Genomic DNA, 17,744 nt, shown 5'->3' with positions numbered 1-17,744 from the left:
CATGCTCGTCATCATCGGGCTCGTCGTCCTGCTCGCCGCCGTGATCATCGGGGTTATCGGCGTGTTCGCCAATAGCGGCGGCGCGCACGCGTTGACCGATAACTTCGCCGTCTTCGGCTATCACGTCACCGGCTCCACCGGGGTGCTTTTCCTGTACGGCATCGTCGTCGGCGCCATCGGACTGGCCGGGCTGAGCCTGCTGCTCGCCGGTGCCCGCCGCACTGCCCGCCGCGGCGCCGTCGCGCGTCGCGAGCTCGCGGAAACCCGCCGGACGCCGGTCTTCGGCAGTCGCCGTATGCCCGACCAGCCGCCATCGAACCCACCCGTCCGCGCCGATCTGCCCGGCACCGAAGCCGGGGCCGGTGCGGTCAGCAACGTCGCCGGGCAGGGTACTGGCGGTCAACCCCTACCCGGCGGCCAAGGCCGACCGGCCGCCGGTCCGCAACCAGCCGAGGGTGACGGCCGGCCCGCACGGACCAGCCAACGCCGGTTGTTCAGACCGAAGTCTGCCGATTCGCTGCCGGCGGACACCGCGCGTAAGTAACCGCGCGGCGGTAGTGTCGGTCGGTCGGCGAGGGTGTGGCGGGCTACCGTTGTCCGGTAGCCGACCGACGAATGGGGAATGCCTTGAGCAGCGACAACGCTACGCGGCTTGCGGTGCTGATCGACGCCGACAACGCCCAGCCCGCCATCGCTGACGGGTTGTTGGCCGAGGTGGCCAAGTACGGGACGGCCCATGTGAAGCGGGCCTATGGCGACTGGACCAGCACGAACCTGAAGGGGTGGAAGGATCAGCTGCTCGCGCAGTCGATTCAGCCGATCCAGCAGTTCGGCTACACCACCGGCAAGAACGCCACCGACTCGGCGATGATCATCGATGCGATGGACCTGCTCTACACCGGCAACCTCGACGGCTTCGTTATCGTCTCCAGCGACAGCGATTTCACCCGCCTGGCCAGCCGCATCCGCGAATCCGGCCGCACCGTCTACGGATTCGGCCAGCACAAGACGCCGAAACCCTTCGTCGCCGCCTGTGACAAGTTCATCTACACCGAAAACCTCACCGGCACAACGGATGAGTCGCCGACGCCCACCCGTCGGCCCGCCGCCAACCAACTCAAGGGTGACGCGAAACTCATGAACCTGCTCCGCAACGCCGTGGACGCCGCCTCCGACGATTCCGGCTGGGCCACGCTGTCCAGCGTCGGATCGATCATCAACAAGCAGCGGCCCGACTTCGATCCGCGCACCTATGGTTACAGCAAGCTCGGTGAACTCTTCGTCGCCACAACACTTTTCGATTCGGATACGCGCAGCCCCGGCGAAGGCAAGCAGGCCGTCACCTACGTCCGCGACATCCGTAATCGCCCGGCGACCAAGTGACGGTCTCGGCCATTCAGCCGTGATGATTCATGCCAGGCGTGCCCTCGGATTCCATGCCTGGCATGTCCATTCGCATCGGCGCGGGCTGCTGGCCGGGGGCGAGCACGAGGAATTGCCCCATCATGCCGTGGTCCTCGTGCAGCAATAGGTGGCAGTGGAACATGTAGGGATAGGTCGGGTCGCTGTGCTGCGCGAAACGCATTGCCAGCCGGTAGGTGAACCGCGGCTCGGTGTAGAGGGTGTCCTTCCAACCGGCGAGGGCGGGCGGCGGGGCCTTGCCGTCGATGTCGACCACTTGGAACTGGACGTCGTGCACGTGGAAGTTGTGTGGCCAGTTGTCGTTGTTGCGCACCGTCCACACCTGGGTGGTGTCGACCGGGATGGTCATGTCGATGCGGTTCATATCCATCCGACGGCCGTTGATCATGAACCATTTCAGTTCGAAGGTGTGGTCCGGGGTGGTGCCTGGCGCGGCGAGGGCGGGGATCGATGCGAGCGAATCCGGAACGGGCGCGGACGTTTTCGGGCTGGGTGCGGCGCGAAGCTGCAGGATGTCGAAGGTGTCGTCGAAGCCGAACGCGGCGGCGCGGTCGATGTCCCTGCGTTGCTCGATCGGCAGTGATCGCAACATGACCCGCTCGGCGCCGCGCAGTTCGACCACGATCTCGACGCGTTCGCCGGGGCTGACCTGGATGCTGCTCAGCGTTGCCGGTGCCGTGAGCAGGCCGCCGTCGGTGGCGATGAGCTGGAAGGTGCGGTGGTCGTCGAACGCCAGGTGGTAGATCCGGCCCGACGATCCGTTGAGCATTCTTAGGCGAACCCGGTCGGTGCGAACGTCCAAATACGCTCCCGCGATACCGTTTACGACGATGGTGTCGCCGAGCAGGCCGATATCGGTCGGATCGGATTCGTCCAGTGCGCCGTCGGCGGTGAAGCGCCGGTCCTGGATGACGAGCGGAATATCATCGACCCCATACTCTTTCGGCAGATCGAGGGTGTCTGTTGACTCGTCATCGACGATGAACATGCCCGAAAGTCCCCGGTAGACATGCTTTTCCGTGGCGCCGTGCGGATGCGGGTGATACCAGAGCGTCGCGGCCTGCTGGTCGACGGTCCACGCGGGCTCCCAGGTGCCGCCGACGGCGATCGTCTGATGCGGGCCGCCGTCGCACCGCGCGGGCAGGTGCATGCCGTGCCAGTGCACGGTGGTCGGCTCGGGCAGGGAGTTCCGGATGGTGAACGCGACCGATTCGTTGCGCTTGGCCCGCAGCGTCGGGCCGAGGATCGCGCCGTTGTAACCCCAGGTCGGCGTGCGCTTGCCCGGCAGCATCTCCGACGTGCCCTGCTGGATGTCGAGGGTGAATCGGCGGACGCCGTCGGCACCCACCGACGACGAGGCGAGCGGTGGTATCGGAAGCGGCCTCGAGGTACTCGTCGCGGAACCCGGGATCGGCGCGCCCGACCGCGCCGCGCATCCGGCGAGCGGTACCACGGCGAGTCCGGCCAGGAAGCCTCGTCTCGAGACCACGTTCACTCCTTCGATCGGTGTTGCATCCAGCCTCGATTGCCGATGAGTTGCGGGGATCGTCCGCGTAGTCGCCTTTCTGGGGCGTTTACTCCGCCCGCGGACCCTTGTGGAAGCGGGCATGACGTGCTAGCGACGCATCGTCGGTCGTTCGAGCACGGCATGCCATCGCCGACGACGAATCCGCGGTCCCCTACCGTTGACGTGTGATGGAGATCCGGTTGCGGCGCGACCTGCGGCTGGTCGTGCGCTGCCTGCCGCTCGTGCTGGTCCCGTTGCTGTTGGTGGCGAGCACCTTTCCCGGCCAGTACCGGGTGCCATGGAGTTACTGGCTGCTTGCCATGCTCGCGAGCGTGCTGTTCGTGGCGGGGGATCGGTGGCCGCTCGCGGTCTCGGTGGCGCTCGCGGCGCTCGCCGTGCCGATGTTTCGCACGCACGCGTGGGGACTATCGGGTCTGGTGCCGTTTCTCGGTGCGGTCGCCCTCGTCGACGTGGTGATGCGCACCCATCGGAACCGGCGGGTTGCGCTAGCGGCGGTGTGCTGGGCGGCGGCCGTGCTGCTCGGCCGGTGGGGTAGTCACGAGGCCAGCCTGTGGGGCGCCGCCACCGTGGTCGAGGCGGGTACCTATATGGGGGTGCCGTTGTTGCTCGGGCTGTATCTGCGTGGTCAGCGGGATCTAGCGGCGACCCTGCGGCTGCGCGCCGCCGACGCCGAAACCCGTAGGGCCGAAACAGAATTGCGCACTCGGGCGGCCGAGCGCAGCGCGATGGCGCGGGAGTTGCACGATCTGATCGCGCACCACATGGCCTCGATCGTGCTGCGTGTCGGTATCGCAAGGCATGTCGTCGCCGAGCAGGATCCTCGGGTCGACGCGGTGCTCGACGACGTGCGCGATACCGCCGCCGACGCGCTCGCCGATATCCGCCGGTTGCTCGCCGCGCTGCGCGATCCGGAACTCGGCGAGGTCGCGCTCGTGGACGCGGCGGCCGTGCGGGCCGAGATCTCGGCGGCGGTGCGCCGGGTCGAGGTGGCCGGATTCACCGTCGAGGCCGATATCGCGCCCGATCTGGGCGGACTCGACGCGATCGGCAGGCTCACCCTGCTGCGGCTGGTGCAGGAATCGCTCACCAACGTGATGAAGCACGCCGCGCCCGCCACCTCGGTCCAGGTCGGTGTGCTCCGGCGCAGCGAGGGGGTCGCGGTGCACGTCCGCAGCGGCACCGGCGTCTCCGGGACGAACCCGGCCGGGCACGGCATCATCGGTATGCGGGAACGGGTCGAACTCGCGGGCGGCACCTTCGCCGTCGGGGCGACCAGGCAAGGATGGGAGGTGCTCGCCTGGCTGCCCGGCGTCGAGACACCGGCCGGGGCGGGGGCCGCGCGATGATCACCGTATTGCTGGTCGACGATCAGCGCCTGGTCCGCGCCGGGCTGCGCATGCTCATCGAATCCATCCCGGATTTCGAGGTTGTCGGCGAGGCCGCGAACGGCATCGAGGCCATCCGGCTGAACGCGGAACTGACCCCCGACCTGATCCTGATGGACCTGCGCATGCCCGGCCTGGACGGCGTCGCGGCGACCGAACAGATCGTCGGCGCCCGCCCGTCCGCGAAAGTCTTGGTACTCACCACCTTCGACGACGATGACCACCTCTTCCCAGCGCTGGCCGCGGGCGCCACCGGCTACCTCGTCAAAGACACCGCCCCCGCCGACCTGCTCACCGCCATCCGCCGCACCGCCGACGGCGACATCCTCTTCTCCCCACCCCTGATGCGCCGCCTGGTCGACCGCGTAATCGAAACCCGCCCCACCTCCGAACCCCCCGCCACCCACCCAAACCTGACCCCCCGCGAACACGAAGTCCTCACCCTCATCGGCGAAGGCCTGAGCAACCAAGAAATCGCCACCCACCTCCACCTGGGCATCACCACCATCAAAACCCACGTAGCCAACCTGATGGACAAAACCGCCTGCGACAACCGCGTCCGCCTAGCCGTCTACGCCCACAAACTCGCCTAGTCGCGCATCGCCAGTTCGATCGCCTCGGTCAGCTGAGCTGCCAGCGGGCCCAGGGGTGTTGCACTTATAAGTTGCGGATTCGGCCGGAGTCCTCATCGGCCTCCGAGGCGGCGACACAATAGAGATGCCCGCCGAACTGTCTTCGCTTATCGGCCAGGTTCTCGACCTGGTCAGCCGCGGCTGCACGGTGACAGTGGCCAGTGTGCCCAACGAACTGACCACGGCGGTCGGAAGGCCGCCTGTGCGCCGTCGCGCGTGACTCGGAGTCGGGTGTGCTGGCTGCGGCGGCGAACCCTCGCGGCATGCGGGGTTACGTCGTCGGCTGGTGATTGCCGCCTATTTTGGTGCGGAGATCTCGAGTTCGCTCAGGCTCGGATGGATGGCCGGGTCTGTGGCGGTGACGTCCAGTCGGATGTAGCGGGCGGAGATCGGGCTGGCGGTCGTGCCGGATGTCGCGTCGACGGTGACCGTCGTCCAGGTCTTGTTGTCGGGTGACACCGAGAGGGTGGATGCCGTCGGTGCGGGATCCGACCAGCGCGGGAGTATCCGGCCGACAAGGGTTTCGGCGCCGAGGTCGACGGTGAGGGTGCCTTGCGCGGCGTCGGGAGCCCAGCCGGTGGCGGTACTGCCGTCGACGGCCGCCTCGGCGTATCGGCCGGGTTCGGACGAACTCGCGGACACGGTCTTGCAGCGGGCGATGTTGTCGGTGGGCGCCAGGTCAGGGCGGCGGGTCTTGACGCTCAGCGGATGATCGCCGCTGACCAGTTGGGTGCCGGTCGAGGTCCGAACCTGCATTGCCGCACCGTCTTTCAGTGTGAGCCTGGTGTCGACCGGTCCTATCTCGGCGTCGAAAGTCCGTCCCTGCCAATGCATGCCGCGGATGTGCAGCCCGTCGCTCAGTTCCGGCGGCAGCATCGGATCGATGCGAATCTCGTCGGCCCGCAGGCGCAGCCCGAGCAGGCCGTTGGTGAAGGTCTGCAGGAATCCGCCCGCGGCGGTGACGAAGGTGAAGGCGGGCGCACCGGCCAGCGCGTCCTTGACGCCCGCCTTGTTGCCGCGCGCCTCCGCGAACTGCCCGAACGGCGCCCGCTCGAACGGCCGGACCGCGCGTTCGAGATAGGTGTCCGTCGCGCAGCCCGGCGTGCCGATCGCCGCGGCGTCGATGGCGTGCACCGAGTCGGTCATCGCCGGACCGTCGGGATCGGTGCGTTCGGCATAGTATTCGAGGGTATTGGTCGAAACCTCTTGCGACATAGGCCATTCCAGCGGATAGATCAGCAGTACGGTGTCGGCCTGTTTGATGGGTGTTCCCGGATAGCCGTCGTACTGGGCGAATATCTGCCGCGCCGGATCGAAGGGCATGCGCAGGTGGTCGGCGATCGCGGTCCACTCGGGCGGGGCGGGCTCGCCGACGATCTCGGCGGCGCGGGCCGCATTGCGCAGTGCCAGTGCGGCTACCGCGTTGGTGTAGACCCCGTCCTTGACGCCGTTGCTGTATTCATCAGGGCCGGCGACGTTCTCGATCGAGTAGCTGCCGTCCGGGTTCGGCGTGACGCGCGAGGCCCAGAATTCGGCCAGGTTCCGCATGATCGGCCAGCCGCGCTCGCGCAGGTAGGCGGTATCGCCGGTGGCCAGGTAGTACTGCCAGGCCGCGAGGGAGATATCGCCCTGCAGGTGGATCTGGGTCAGGCAGTGCGGCGGATCCCAGCTGTGGCATTCCGCGAGCGCGCCCCGGCTTTCACTGGTCCACGGGTAGAAGGCGCCACGGTAGCCGAGCTGTCGAGCGTTCGCCTGCGCGGCGGGCAACGTCTTGAACCGGTATTCCACCACGGATTTCGCGAGATCGGGCGCCAGCTGGAGCAGACCGGGGAACATCCAGATGTCGGCGTCCCAGAACACGGCACCCGCATAGTTGTCGCTGCTGAGTCCGACCGGCGAAATACTGTTGTCCTGTTGGGAATTCGTGCTCGAGTACAGCGAGTACAGCGCACCGCGGGCCCACGTCTGCAGGTCGGGACCGCCGGGGATCTCGATGTCGCCGCGCCACAACGATCGCCACGCCGCCGCGGTGTCCGCCAGCAGGTCCGGCCAGCCTTTACGTGCCGCTCCCTGCGCCGCGTCCTTGGCCGCCGCCAGGGGATCGCGTGTGGTGAGCGCGGTGTCGACGCCGACGAATTTGGTTGCCTCGTAAGTCTTTCCGTCCCGCACGGTGAGACGGTTCTGCTGGCTGACGGTGAGATCGTGTGCCGGGGCTGGCTGCCGCGTTGCTCCGGTGCTCAGCACGGAGGCGATCGCGCCGACGACTCCGGTGCCGTCGGTGCGGAAGCCGACCCGGATATCGCCGTCGCTCGCGCCACCCTCGGTCTGCGTCATCCGGCGAGCGCCTGCGCCGTCGAGCAGATCGGTCACGGCGATCTCGCCGGACCAGTGCGGGACGAGCGTGAGATGGACCGCGCCGACATGCTGATCGACCCGATCCGCGACCACGTCGTACACCAGATCCGTCGCCTTGCCGTCCCGGCTGGTCCAGGTGAGCGCCGTGCGCACCAACCCGCACCGCAGGTAGCGGGTCTGCGAGAAGTTCGTGATCTGCGCGGCCGGTGTGTTCGCGGCGTACGTCTCGTCGCCGACACCGACCGTGAGCGCGGACCAGTTCGGGATCGCCGCCGCGACCTCCCGATCGTCGGCCAGCCCCGGCGTGTGCCCATACAGACCGGCGACGAAAGCGCCGTCGTACCGCGGCGTGTACAGCGGCCAGCCGCTCGTCTCACCCGTCGACGCGTACCCCGCGCCGCGCGGCGGCACCCGCAGGCCGAGGTACCCGTTGCCGACGAACGGATGCTGCTGGAACGAGGCGTCCACCTCGGTATTGGTCGACGTCCACCCCGGTGCGGACGCGGCATCGTCACCCGGGCAGACCGGCGCGGCATCCGCGCGCGAGCCGTGCCGGACGGCGAACAGAATCCCGCTCGCCACCAACGCGACTACCGCGACAAGCGCGATGCCGATCAGCACTGTGGTGCGAGAACGCAATCCCTACCTCCATGTGACGCATGGACGATCGTGTCGTGCCCGGCTGCTCCGCCTGAGCTCCATGCAATCACGACCAGGGACAGCCCGCCAACAGCCGCCCCAAGATCGACCGAGGCACCCGAACGGCGACGTTACGGGGTCGCGGTGCGGGCGTTCGGGTCGAATCCGCCGGGGATCTCGTAGACGACACCGGTGAAGGTCGCGCCGAAGAGGCGGCCCGCCGAGAAGCCGTTCGTGCCGCGGCCGTAGGTGAGCACGCTCGTCAGCGGGTTGCCGCCGCCGAGGACGCAGTACTGGTTCGGGGCGTCGATCCGGATGACCTGGCCTGCCGTATTGAGGGGGACCACCGGGCGGTCCAGCGAGTCGAGGGTCAGGCCGTCCGGCGCGGCGAGCGCGTCGGCGCCGCCGAGGTCGAGCAGTGACTGGGGAGCGCCGGGGTTGGCGGTGGGAATCCGGCTCACGCCCGGGTTGACGAATGTCCTACTGACGTAAAGGTATTCGTCGTTCTTGCCGAGAACCGCGCCGTTCGCGCTCGGGAACGACGTCCAATCCGCTTGGACCGCTCCGTTCGGATAGACCCGGCCGACGAGATCGCCGAAGTCGTTGGTGGCGTAGACGGTTCCGTCCTGCGCGACGTCCATGCCGTTCGCGGCGCTGAGCCCCGAGGCAAAGGGCGTGACCGCGCCCGTATCCGGATCGAGCTCGATGATTCCGGCATGGCGCAGCGTGTCGCCGACGAAGGACCGTGCGTCCGCGCCATAGCCGACCAGCAACTTGTCGCCCGGTGTCCAGGCGAGCGCGCCGCCACCGCCGCTCGGCACCGTCGCGATGGGGACCGGGATCGCGCCGGGTGCGTCGATCCGATACACCCGACCGGTCGCCAGGTCCGTTGTATAGGCCCGCCCACGCGCGTCGACGGTGAGCCCCTCCAGCGCGCCGGGCAATGTCGCCGCCAGCACCGTCGGCTGACCGGCCCCGCCGCATACCGGCGCGGCGCTCGCCGCGGGCGCGGCCACCCCCGACAACGCGGCGAAGGTCAGTGCCGCCACGGCGACCGTTGCCTTGTCCATGCTGCTCATTGCACACCTCAGCTGTCTGGTGGTGGGTGCGATTCGCCGCCACGGAGCACGAATCGCCGAATGGTGCCGGGGGAATCCAGTGCAGTATGCGCCCGTTGCCGCGGAGATCCGCGCAACGCCGGTGGTCCTGGCGTGGCACTGCGAGACGATCAGCGCCGCACCGGGTTTGCGGTCGGACGGCGGCTAGGCTGCAGCGACGAGGTGCTTGTCGCCTCCGGTGCGAAGGGATGGTGCGGTATGGGTGACGAGGTGGCGACACCGCCGTTCGCGGAGATCGTCAACGGGGCACTGGAATTCACCATTCCGGTCGCGCACCGGATGGGGGTGACGGCGGTCGAGGTGCGGCGGGGATTCGCGGCGACGACGGTGCCGATCGAGGGCAACGGCAACCACTTCGGCGTGATGTACGCGGGCGTGCTGTTCACGGTGGCGGAGATCCTCGGTGGCGCGATCGCGGTCGCCACGTTCGACAACGCGGAGTTCTACCCGCTGGTCAAGGATCTGCACGTGTACTTCCGCAAGCCCGCGAAGACCGATGTGCTCGCGCAGGCGAGTCTGTCGGCGGCGGAGATCGCTCGGATCACCGAAGAGGCTGCCGCCAAAGGGAAGTCGGACTTCACCTTGACTGCCGTTGTCACCGACGACGACGGCGTGGTTGTCGCGGAGACCGAGGGGCTCTATCAACTGCGAGCGCACGGCAAGTAGGCGTTCGGCGCGGCCCCGTTCCTCGGAGAGTTCGCCGATATTCGAGGCATTGCACGGCGAAGTTTTCATCGGCGTCCCGCTGAGCGGGACGCCGATGCGACCGAAGACACAATTCACCAGTGATCTCGGGCACATAACGTAACAATTACCTCGGGTAATGAAGATTCCTTTTGCCTGCTCGAGATGCATAAACGGCATAACTCTCCAGTTTCGGTTCAGGTAGTCCCTTCGTGATCGCGACGTGATTCGCAGCGACTTCTTCGCTACCGTCGCCGGGGCCCGATCGATGACGGGCTCGAACTCGAACCGCTGAATGCCGGCAACCCTGCCCCGCGGCTCGAGGGTCCCCGACCTACCTGGGGGCAGGGACACGGCGAGCAGGTGCCGTGCCGGTGGGCGCAGGCAGGAACTCCTATGTCGCATAACCGCAAGATCAGCACCCGCGTCCTCGGCTTCACCGCCGCACTCGGCACCCTCGTCGCCATCCCCTTCGGTCTGTCCGCCACCGCGTCGGCCCACGACTGGGACGCCGTCGCACAGTGTGAGAGCGGCGGCAACTGGGGCACCGAGACCGGCAACGGCTTCTCCGGCGGCCTGCAGTTCACCCAGAGCACCTGGTCCGCCAACGGCGGCGTCGGCAACCCGAGCAACGCGAGCCGGGCCGAGCAGATCCGCGTCGCGGAGAACGTGCTCGCCACCCAGGGCCCCGGCGCGTGGCCCGTCTGTGGCGCGTACCTCTAAAGTGTGACCGGGGCCTACCTCGAAAAGCGGTAGGCCCCGGGCTATTTCAGGGCGACTGATTGTCTGGTGCAATTGGCCGACTTTTACGCCTTCTTCCGCACGCTGAAACTCTTGTCGAATTATCGAACCGGGATGTGCCGAGCGAGCGCTCAGGTATTTCATCCCACGATTTCGAACTAGAACACGTTTCGGTCTCGTGGCGCGAAATGCCTGCGGGTCGTGATGCCTATCACTAGCCTGTTGCCACCCGGCTCATTCGTGCTGGCTCGAGGGAGAGCCGGACGAGATGCCGTGGCTAGAAAGGCATCTCGACCATGAGCTCGACCCAGACCTCGGCACCGCCGACCATTCTCACCGGGCTGTGGCAGCGCAAGCTACCGCACTATCCCGATACCCCCGCCCGATCCTGGTATCTGACCGTCGTTGTCATCGCCTCGATCGCGCTCTACTACCAGCTGTTCGTCACCGGTGCGGTGGGCAATGAGCTGATCGCCTATTTCCACCTGTCGTTCGCCTACTTCGTCTGGATCTTCATCATCGGTGCCGCGTTCGGCGCGATCGCCTCGGTGGCGGCCGGTCTGCTCGATCGGTGGGGCCGGGCGAACATCGTGGCCTATGGCGTGGTGATCTGCTCGCTGCTGACGCTGTTCGCGGTGCCCGCGACCACGACGAAGGAGCAGTACCTCGTCGTGTACTGCGTGGTGAGCATCGTGGAGGGCGCGGTGCTGGTGGCAACGCCCGCGCTGATCCGTGACTTCTCGCCGCAGCTCGGCCGGGCCTCCGCCATGGGGTTCTGGACCCTCGGTCCGGTCATCGGCGCCCTGGTCACCACTCAGATCTCCACCCGGACGCTGGACGCGCATCCCGACTGGCAGTACCACTACCGGCTGTGCGGCGTGATCTGCCTCGTCATCGCGGTGATCGCGCTGGTCGGCCTGCGTGAGCTCAGCCCGCGACTGCGCGACCAGATCATGGTGTCGCTGCGCGATCGGGCGTTGATCGAGGCGCGGGCCCGCGGACTCGACGTGCAGCAGCTGGAGCAGGGGCAGTGGCGCCAGATGCTGCGCCCCAACATCGTCGGTTCGGCGTTGGCGATCAGCCTGTTCCTGGCGTTCTTCTATACGATCGTGTCCTTCCTTCCGGTCTACATGGCGACGAACTTCGGCTTCAGCCCGGCCAAGGCCAACGCGCTCGGCAACTGGTACTGGACCGCCAACGCGGCCGCGCTGGTGCTGGCCGGGATCGCCTCGGACTACCTCAAGGTGCGCAAGCCGTTCATGATCGTCGGCGCGGTGATCAGCGTCGTCGGCATGTATCTGTTCATCGGGTACACCGACAAGCCGGGCACCGACTACTACACCTTCGGCTGGGTGTTCGTCATCATCGCCGTCGGCACGGGCATCGCCTACTCGACCTGGATGGCCAGCTTCACCGAGACGGTCGAGGAGCGCAATCCGGCGGCGACCGCGGTGGGTCTCGCGGTGTGGGGCGGCACGCTGCGCAGTGTCGTGACCGTGGTGCTGTTCGGCTTGCTCGTGGTCGTGAACGCGGCCGGTCCGCTCGTCAACTACGGTCCTCGGCTGCAAGAGATTCAGGCGAAGTACGGCCCGCAGCTGGCGACCATCCAGCAGGTCGGGCCGGAAACCCTTGCGGCACTGACCAAGAACCCGAACGAACCGGCCGCGCAGGTGGCGGCGCTGAACAAACTGACCGGCGCGGCACCCGCCGACATCCAGGCGGCGTTCGCGCTCACCGCCCGATATTCGACGGAACTCGCGACACTGCAGGCGATCGACCCGGCCACCCAGGCGACACTGGCCGCCAATCCCACTGACGGGACGGCCGGGCTCGCGGCGGTGGGTCAGGTAGCGCAGAAGTTCGGCATCCCGGTGGATCAGGCGATCGCCCGGCTGACCGCGGTCCAGCAGATCCCGCCCGCCGACCTCGCTGTCCTCAGCACGGTGGGTCCCAAGCTCGCACAGGCCGGTGCGCAACTCCAGTCGGTCGGCACCATCCCCGCCGACGACCAGGCCTATCTGGCCGCGCACGCCAAAGAAGTGCAGCAGGCCAAGGCCGATTCGCCACACCAGTGGGCCCGCTGGTGGTGGATCTGCCTGCTCGGTCAGGTCGCGTTCATGCCGTTCGTGTTCCTCATGGCAGGTCATTGGAACCCGAAGAAGGCCGCGGCCGAGGCCGCCGCGCACGACCGGATGGTGCAGCGGGAACTGGCGGAACTGACACCGCTGCCTGTCGATCGGTAACCGGCGGGCTACTCGACGCCGAGGGTTACCTCGGTCGACTTGATCAGCACCTTCACCGGGACGCCGTCGGCGAGCTTCAGATCGTCGACGGCGTCGCGGGTGATCGAGGAGGTGATCTCGTCGCCGCCGGTGAGACGGACCCGGACCACGGCCATGGCCTCGCCGCGGGTGACCGAGATGACGGTGCCGTCCATTTGGTTCCGGGTGCTCAGTCGCATGTCGGCGAGCATACGCAGGCCGACCGCGGCGGGGCGGGATATGCGGGCGGTGTCTATCGGGGGATGGCGGAGGGCAGCGGGTGGTCCGGCTCGAGCGCGGGCAGGCCGTCGAGGCTGGCGGCGTTGTCGCCCGCGATGCGGCGGGCGAAGTCGTCGTCGGTGCGGCGGGCGTGCAGCGTGTCGAGCACCGGGCGTTCGTCGACGAGCTCCAGATAGGGGACCGAGTAGCCGCAGGAGTCGGCGATACGGTCGATGCTGACGACGATGGCGGCCCGGATGCCGGGGTGCTGCAGGCCGAAATGCGGTCGGAGGGTGTCGAATTCGGCGGAGTCGGGGCGAACGACGCGGCCGGTGCCGAAGAGCCGCAGGATCTTCGAGGTGCGGGTGAACGAGCAGAACATGATGGTGATGCGGCCGTTCTCGCGCAGATGCGCGATGGTCTCCGAGCCGCTGCCGTAGAGATCGAGGTAGGCGATGGTGTGGTCGTCGAGGACGGCGAAGGTGTCGCGATAACCCTTGGGGGACAGGTTGACCCGGCCGCCGTCGACGGGTGCGGTCGCCACGAAGAACATCGACTGGTCGCCGATGAACTTGCGTAGCGCGTCATCGAGGTACGGAAAGACCTTCGCCATCAGGGCCCCTTCCCTAGTCGTCCCATGACAGGGCTTCGCTTCGAGGGTAACGCCGGGGCCGGGTCTCGATGGGCGGCTGAGGCTCAGATCACGTGTCAGGCCCGCCAGAGTTGGTCGCCCGCGCGGGAAATCACGATGTTCGGCACCACCGCGTTGCGGGACAGACGGGTGATGGCCAGGACCATCTCGGCGATGTCGCCGGTGCTCAACATGGCCGACTGGTCGAGGACGTCGCGTTTCCACGCGGTCATGTCGGTGTCGACGTAGCCGGGGGAGATGGCGGTCGCGCTGACGCCGTTGGCCGACTCCTCCAGGGAGACGGTTTCGCAGAGCGAGATCAACGCGGCCTTGGTCGCGCCGTATGCGGCGAGACCCGCCTCGCCCGCGACACCCGTGATGGAGGCCAGCGCGATGATTTTCGCGCCGTGCCGCGGATCGTCCTGTGCGCTTTTGCGTAGCAGTGGAAGTGCGGCCTGGATGAGGGTGATGGGCGCGCGGAAGTTGACGTCGAGCATGCGCTCATAGGTCTTCACCGGCATGTCGGCGACCGCGCCCGCGGTGCCGGTGCCCGCGCTGAGGACGAGGGCGTGCAGTCCGTCGAAGTGCTCGGCGTGCGCTTGGACCAGCGCGCGTACCTGGTCGAGGTCGTTCATCTGGGCGGCAACGGGATTCACCTCGACGCCGGTCTCCTCCCGCAGCCGGGTCGCGGTCTGCGCGAGCACCTCCTTGTTCCGTGCCGCAATGGTCAGCTGGTAGCCCTCTTTCGCCAGGCGGCGGGCCACCTCGGCGCCGATGCCGCGCGAACCACCGGTGACCAGTGCGCTGCGGAGGGTCATCCGAGCGTTTCCAACCCGGCGTCGAGCAGCAGCGGCACGGCCGCGCCGATCGTGGCGAAACCGTCGCCCACCGTCTTGCCCGCGAGGAAGCGCTGATGAATGCCCTCCGCGATGACCGCCAGCTTGAAGTAGCCGAGTGCGCGGTAGAAGGGGAGCTGTTCCAGCGGGTAACCCGTTGCGGTGGCGTAACGTTCGGCGATCTCGTCGGTGGACAGGAAGCCGGGGTTGGCGCTCGGGGCGTGCCGGACGCCGAGCACCGGCTCGCAGCGGTCGTCCCAATAGACCTGGAGCAGGCCGAGATCGGCGAGCGGGTCGCCGAGTGTTGCCATTTCCCAGTCGACAACGGCGGCGATCCTGCCGAAGTCGGTGCGGTCGACGATCGTATTGTCCAGGCGGTAGTCGCCGTGCACGATGGTCTCGGCTACCTGTTCGGGCAGCTCGGTGCGCAGTGCGTCGGTGAGGCGGTCGAGCGCGCCGAGTTCGCGGGTGGCGACCCGGTCCCATTGGCCGCGCCAGCGTTTGACCTGGCGGGCGAGATATCCGGCGGGGCGGCCGAATTCGGCGAGGCCGACCGCGGTGTAGTCCACCGCGTGCAGTGCGGCCAGGGTATCGATGAGGGCTTGCGAGCAGGCGCGGGCCTGGTCGACGGTGAGTTCGGCGGTCTGGTCGCCGTCCTGTAGGACATGGCCGTCCACGAAGGCGACGACGGCGAACGGTACGCCGATCACCTCGGTATCCTCACACAGCGCGATGGCCTGCGCGACAGGGACATTCGTGTCGCGCAGCGCCGCGACGATGCGGTATTCGCGGGCCATGTCGTGCGCGGTGGGGGTGAGCGGGCCCAGCGGTGGGCGGCGCAGGACCCAGTCGTTCGTGCCGTCGTTGAGCCGGTAGGTGAGGTTGGATTTGCCGCCCTTCAGTAGCGCGGCGGTCAGTGGTCCGGCGGTCTGCGGCACGTGTGCTTCGAAATACCGTTGCAGTGCGGGGAGGTCGAGTCCGGCCAGTGCCGCCGTCATCGGTTCACCTGCTCGGTGATCCGGCCCGCGCTTCGCTCGACTTGGCAGGGCGTCATCCGAGGCGCTCGATAATGGTGGCGTTGGCCAATCCGCCTGCCTCGCACATGGTTTGCAGGGCGTAGCGGCCGTTGGTCTGCTCGAGATGGTTGACCATGGTGGCCAGGATACGGGTGCCGGAGGCGCCGAGCGGATGCCCGAGGGCGATCGCGCCGCCGCGCGGGTTCAGCTTGGCCGGATCCGCGCCGAGTTCGTGCTGCCAGACGAGTGGCACCGGCGCGAACGCCTCGTTCACCTCGTAGGTGTCGATATCGTCGATGCTCAGCCCGGCGCGTTCCAGGACCTTGCGGGTGGCCGGGATGACGGCGGTGAGCATGAGCAGCGGATCGTCACCGACCACCGAGAACGCGTGGAATCGGGCCCGGGGTCGCAGGCCCAACTTGTTCGCCGCTTCCTCGCTCATGATCAATGCGGCCGAGGCACCGTCGGTGAGCGGCGACGAATTACCCGGCGTGATCGACCATTCGATCTCCGGGAACCGGCGGGTGAACTGCTCATCCACGAACGCGGGCCGCAGCGCCGCCAATCCCTCGGCGGTCGTTGTCGGGCGGATGGTCTCGTCCGCGGTCAAGGTGCCCGCGGCAACCAGCTCGTTCGCGAACCCGCCCGCCGCCGCCGTTTCCGAGGCAAGCCGATGTGAGCGAGCGGCGAACTCGTCGAGCGCGGCCCGATCGAACTTCCACCGCGCACTGATCACCTCCGCCGCAATCCCTTGCTGCACAAGCCCTTCCGGATACCGATGCGCCAGCGGTCCCTGATTCGGATCCTTACCCTGCGCATTCGAGAACATCGGCGCCCGGCTCATCGACTCCACACCGCACGCGATCGCGACGTCATACGCCCCCGAGATCACACCCTGCGCCGCGAAATGCGCGGCCTGCTGACTCGACCCGCACTGCCGATCCACCGTCGTCGCTGGCACCGACTCCGGAAACCCCGCGGCAAGCGCGGCCGTCCGACTGATATTGAACGCCTGCTCCCCGCTCTGCGTCACACACCCGCCGACCACATCATCGACCACCGCCGGATCAAGCCCGTTCCGCGCCACCAACTCGGCCAACACCCCGGCCAGCAGCGTCGCCGGATGCACCCCCGACAACCCACCCCCAACCTTCCCCTTGCCCGACGGGGTACGAACGACATCGACGATGACGGCGGACCTCATGGTCGCCTCCGATCAGCTAAGTTAGTTGCGATTCTCGTCTAAGTTAACACGGATTCGCGTTGCGCTGTGAGGGTACGACCACGTCCGCCGAGCGTCACGATCAGTCGTCGAAGATGGCATTCATTGAGTCGGCGACGACGGCCTTGTCCATCCAGGCTTCGAGCTGTTCGGTATCCAGGCACGAAACAATGCGCGTGCGAATGTCGTCCGGGACCGAGAGGCCGCGCGCCATAAGGATGCGCAGCAGTGCCTTCGCTTCGCCTTCGGCGCGACCTCGGTCGAGTCCTTCGGCGCGGCCTTGATCGAGCAGCCCGTCGACCCAGTCGTCGCGGTATGTGGGGCTGGCCATGAGTTCCTCCAGGGCTTTTCTGGCCGCGTCCGAGGCGGCTTGTCGGACAAATCGAGTGTAAGTGGTGCGGGTCTCGCGATCGAGGGCTGCGAGGTTGTCGAGGACCATGCGGCGGTTGGCGTCCTGGTCCAGGTCAAGGGCGTTGGTAAGGGTTGCGAGGACGGTGAGTTCGGGTGTGACGGAGTCGAAGGCGGGGTTGGTCGGATCGGGGGTGTTTTGTGGGCCGATGACGATGGGGTCGAGGTCGAATCCGGGGTGGCCGGTGCGGACTGTGCGGCGGCAGGCGCGTGCGGTGGCTCGGGTCGAGGCGATGACTACGAGGACGGCATCGCAGTTGTGTTGGGATTGGGCGATGGCTACATAGGCGGGCCATGCTCTGCGCTTGCCGCGTTTGGGTGGGGCGGACTGGGATTCGGTGACGACGACCAGCTTTCCGTGGGTTCCTTCCAGGAGGGTGACGGCGTCGGCGTGGTACTCGGGCGGGTCGCAGGTGCTGAGGTTGCTGTCGGTGATGGTGGCGCGGGTGTCGTCGGCCAGTTCTATGCCGGTACCCGCTAGCAGTGCGGCGGCCAAAAGCGGGTTGTGGCGCAGCAATTCGAGAGGGGCTTCGTGGCGGATGCTCGGCATGGCGGGAAGGTTGTCACGAGCCACCGACAGGTTTTTGTGGCTCAGGTCGCCTCGGCCGAGACACGCCGATCAGCTTCGCACACAGTTTATTTCGGCA

16 protein-coding genes are annotated in these 17,744 nt (G+C 67.5%); 7 read left to right on the top strand and 9 right to left on the bottom strand.

The window, feature by feature from the left end; genetic code table 11:
* Position 1 precedes the first annotated feature (1 nt).
* The gene (locus OG203_RS14770; RefSeq protein ID WP_405166216.1) at positions 2 to 544 is read left to right on the top strand and encodes a hypothetical protein; all 543 of its coding nucleotides are present in this window, start codon (positions 2 to 4) and stop codon (positions 542 to 544) included.
* A gap of 83 nt (positions 545 to 627) precedes the next feature.
* Positions 628 to 1,383, top strand: a complete 756-nt coding sequence (locus OG203_RS14765; protein WP_405166215.1) for an NYN domain-containing protein — start codon at positions 628 to 630, stop codon at positions 1,381 to 1,383.
* A 13-nt stretch (positions 1,384 to 1,396) separates the two neighbouring features.
* Here OG203_RS14765 and OG203_RS14760 read toward each other — a convergent pair whose 3' ends face one another.
* On the bottom strand, positions 1,397 to 2,917 hold the full coding sequence (locus tag OG203_RS14760; RefSeq protein ID WP_405166214.1) for a multicopper oxidase family protein: 1,521 nt from the start codon (positions 2,915 to 2,917) through the stop codon (positions 1,397 to 1,399).
* 200 nt (positions 2,918 to 3,117) lie between these two features.
* On the opposite strand from OG203_RS14760, the gene OG203_RS14755 reads away from it, so the two are divergent.
* Positions 3,118 to 4,296, top strand: coding sequence for a sensor histidine kinase (locus OG203_RS14755; protein WP_405167880.1), 1,179 nt, complete (start codon positions 3,118 to 3,120; stop codon positions 4,294 to 4,296).
* Positions 4,293 to 4,928 carry a response regulator gene (locus OG203_RS14750; RefSeq protein WP_405166213.1) on the top strand — a complete coding sequence of 212 codons (636 nt, stop codon included), beginning with the start codon at positions 4,293 to 4,295 and terminating at the stop codon, positions 4,926 to 4,928. The genes OG203_RS14755 and OG203_RS14750 overlap by 4 nt, the downstream gene beginning before the upstream one ends.
* A gap of 336 nt (positions 4,929 to 5,264) precedes the next feature.
* Here the strand turns inward: OG203_RS14750 and OG203_RS14745 are convergent, their stop codons facing one another.
* Together OG203_RS14745 and OG203_RS14740 are read right to left on the bottom strand one after the other, a co-directional pair.
* A complete protein-coding gene (locus OG203_RS14745; RefSeq protein ID WP_405166212.1) occupies positions 5,265 to 7,961 on the bottom strand; it encodes a discoidin domain-containing protein in 2,697 nt (898 codons plus the stop codon).
* Positions 7,962 to 8,092: 131 nt separating this feature from the next.
* Positions 8,093 to 9,040 carry an SMP-30/gluconolactonase/LRE family protein gene (locus OG203_RS14740; RefSeq protein WP_405166211.1) on the bottom strand — a complete coding sequence of 316 codons (948 nt, stop codon included), beginning with the start codon at positions 9,038 to 9,040 and terminating at the stop codon, positions 8,093 to 8,095.
* Positions 9,041 to 9,172: 132 nt separating this feature from the next.
* Between OG203_RS14740 and OG203_RS14735 the strand changes: the two genes are divergently transcribed.
* The 3 genes from OG203_RS14735 (at position 9,173) to OG203_RS14725 (ending at position 12,747) form a co-directional block, all read left to right on the top strand.
* Complete coding sequence (locus OG203_RS14735) at positions 9,173 to 9,745, top strand: PaaI family thioesterase (protein ID WP_405166210.1); 573 nt, start codon at positions 9,173 to 9,175, stop codon at positions 9,743 to 9,745.
* 414 nt (positions 9,746 to 10,159) lie between these two features.
* A complete protein-coding gene (locus OG203_RS14730; RefSeq protein WP_405166209.1) occupies positions 10,160 to 10,486 on the top strand; it encodes a transglycosylase family protein in 327 nt (108 codons plus the stop codon).
* Between the two features lie 314 nt (positions 10,487 to 10,800).
* Complete coding sequence (locus tag OG203_RS14725; RefSeq protein ID WP_405166208.1) at positions 10,801 to 12,747, top strand: MFS transporter; 1,947 nt, start codon at positions 10,801 to 10,803, stop codon at positions 12,745 to 12,747.
* An 8-nt stretch (positions 12,748 to 12,755) separates the two neighbouring features.
* Here OG203_RS14725 and OG203_RS14720 read toward each other — a convergent pair whose 3' ends face one another.
* The 6 genes from OG203_RS14720 to OG203_RS14695 form a co-directional block, all read right to left on the bottom strand.
* Positions 12,756 to 12,965 (bottom strand): molybdopterin-binding protein, encoded by a 210-nt coding sequence (locus tag OG203_RS14720; RefSeq protein WP_405166207.1) that lies wholly within the window; start codon positions 12,963 to 12,965, stop codon positions 12,756 to 12,758.
* A gap of 53 nt (positions 12,966 to 13,018) precedes the next feature.
* Entirely contained in the window at positions 13,019 to 13,597 is a 579-nt protein-coding gene (locus OG203_RS14715; protein ID WP_405166206.1) for a pyridoxamine 5'-phosphate oxidase family protein, read from the bottom strand.
* Positions 13,598 to 13,692: 95 nt separating this feature from the next.
* Positions 13,693 to 14,433 (bottom strand): SDR family NAD(P)-dependent oxidoreductase, encoded by a 741-nt coding sequence (locus tag OG203_RS14710; protein WP_405166205.1) that lies wholly within the window; start codon positions 14,431 to 14,433, stop codon positions 13,693 to 13,695.
* Positions 14,430 to 15,449 (bottom strand): phosphotransferase family protein, encoded by a 1,020-nt coding sequence (locus tag OG203_RS14705; protein ID WP_405166204.1) that lies wholly within the window; start codon positions 15,447 to 15,449, stop codon positions 14,430 to 14,432. The genes OG203_RS14710 and OG203_RS14705 overlap by 4 nt, the downstream gene beginning before the upstream one ends.
* A 52-nt stretch (positions 15,450 to 15,501) precedes the next feature.
* Positions 15,502 to 16,671 (bottom strand): thiolase family protein, encoded by a 1,170-nt coding sequence (locus tag OG203_RS14700; RefSeq protein WP_405166203.1) that lies wholly within the window; start codon positions 16,669 to 16,671, stop codon positions 15,502 to 15,504.
* 100 nt (positions 16,672 to 16,771) lie between these two features.
* Entirely contained in the window at positions 16,772 to 17,647 is an 876-nt protein-coding gene (locus OG203_RS14695; protein ID WP_405166202.1) for a hypothetical protein, read from the bottom strand.
* Positions 17,648 to 17,744: the final 97 nt, after the last annotated feature.

The organism is Nocardia sp. NBC_01499 (genome assembly GCF_045040275.1).
Classification (GTDB): Bacteria; Actinomycetota; Actinomycetes; order Mycobacteriales; family Mycobacteriaceae; genus Nocardia.
Note: the sequence above shows the minus strand (reverse complement) of the source record. Positions and strands in the feature narration are given on the sequence as shown.

Coding starts and splice junctions, on each gene's coding strand:
- OG203_RS14770 (WP_405166216.1), top strand. CDS start 2: ATGCTCGTCATCATCGGGCTCGTCGTCCTGCTCGCCGCCGTGATCATC.
- OG203_RS14755 (WP_405167880.1), top strand. CDS start 3,118: ATGGAGATCCGGTTGCGGCGCGACCTGCGGCTGGTCGTGCGCTGCCTG.
- OG203_RS14750 (WP_405166213.1), top strand. CDS start 4,293: ATGATCACCGTATTGCTGGTCGACGATCAGCGCCTGGTCCGCGCCGGG.
- OG203_RS14740 (WP_405166211.1), bottom strand. CDS start 9,040: ATGAGCAGCATGGACAAGGCAACGGTCGCCGTGGCGGCACTGACCTTC.
- OG203_RS14730 (WP_405166209.1), top strand. CDS start 10,160: ATGTCGCATAACCGCAAGATCAGCACCCGCGTCCTCGGCTTCACCGCC.
- OG203_RS14725 (WP_405166208.1), top strand. CDS start 10,801: ATGAGCTCGACCCAGACCTCGGCACCGCCGACCATTCTCACCGGGCTG.
- OG203_RS14720 (WP_405166207.1), bottom strand. CDS start 12,965: ATGCGACTGAGCACCCGGAACCAAATGGACGGCACCGTCATCTCGGTC.
- OG203_RS14715 (WP_405166206.1), bottom strand. CDS start 13,597: ATGGCGAAGGTCTTTCCGTACCTCGATGACGCGCTACGCAAGTTCATC.
- OG203_RS14710 (WP_405166205.1), bottom strand. CDS start 14,433: ATGACCCTCCGCAGCGCACTGGTCACCGGTGGTTCGCGCGGCATCGGC.
- OG203_RS14705 (WP_405166204.1), bottom strand. CDS start 15,449: ATGACGGCGGCACTGGCCGGACTCGACCTCCCCGCACTGCAACGGTAT.
- OG203_RS14700 (WP_405166203.1), bottom strand. CDS start 16,671: ATGAGGTCCGCCGTCATCGTCGATGTCGTTCGTACCCCGTCGGGCAAG.
- OG203_RS14695 (WP_405166202.1), bottom strand. CDS start 17,647: ATGCCGAGCATCCGCCACGAAGCCCCTCTCGAATTGCTGCGCCACAAC.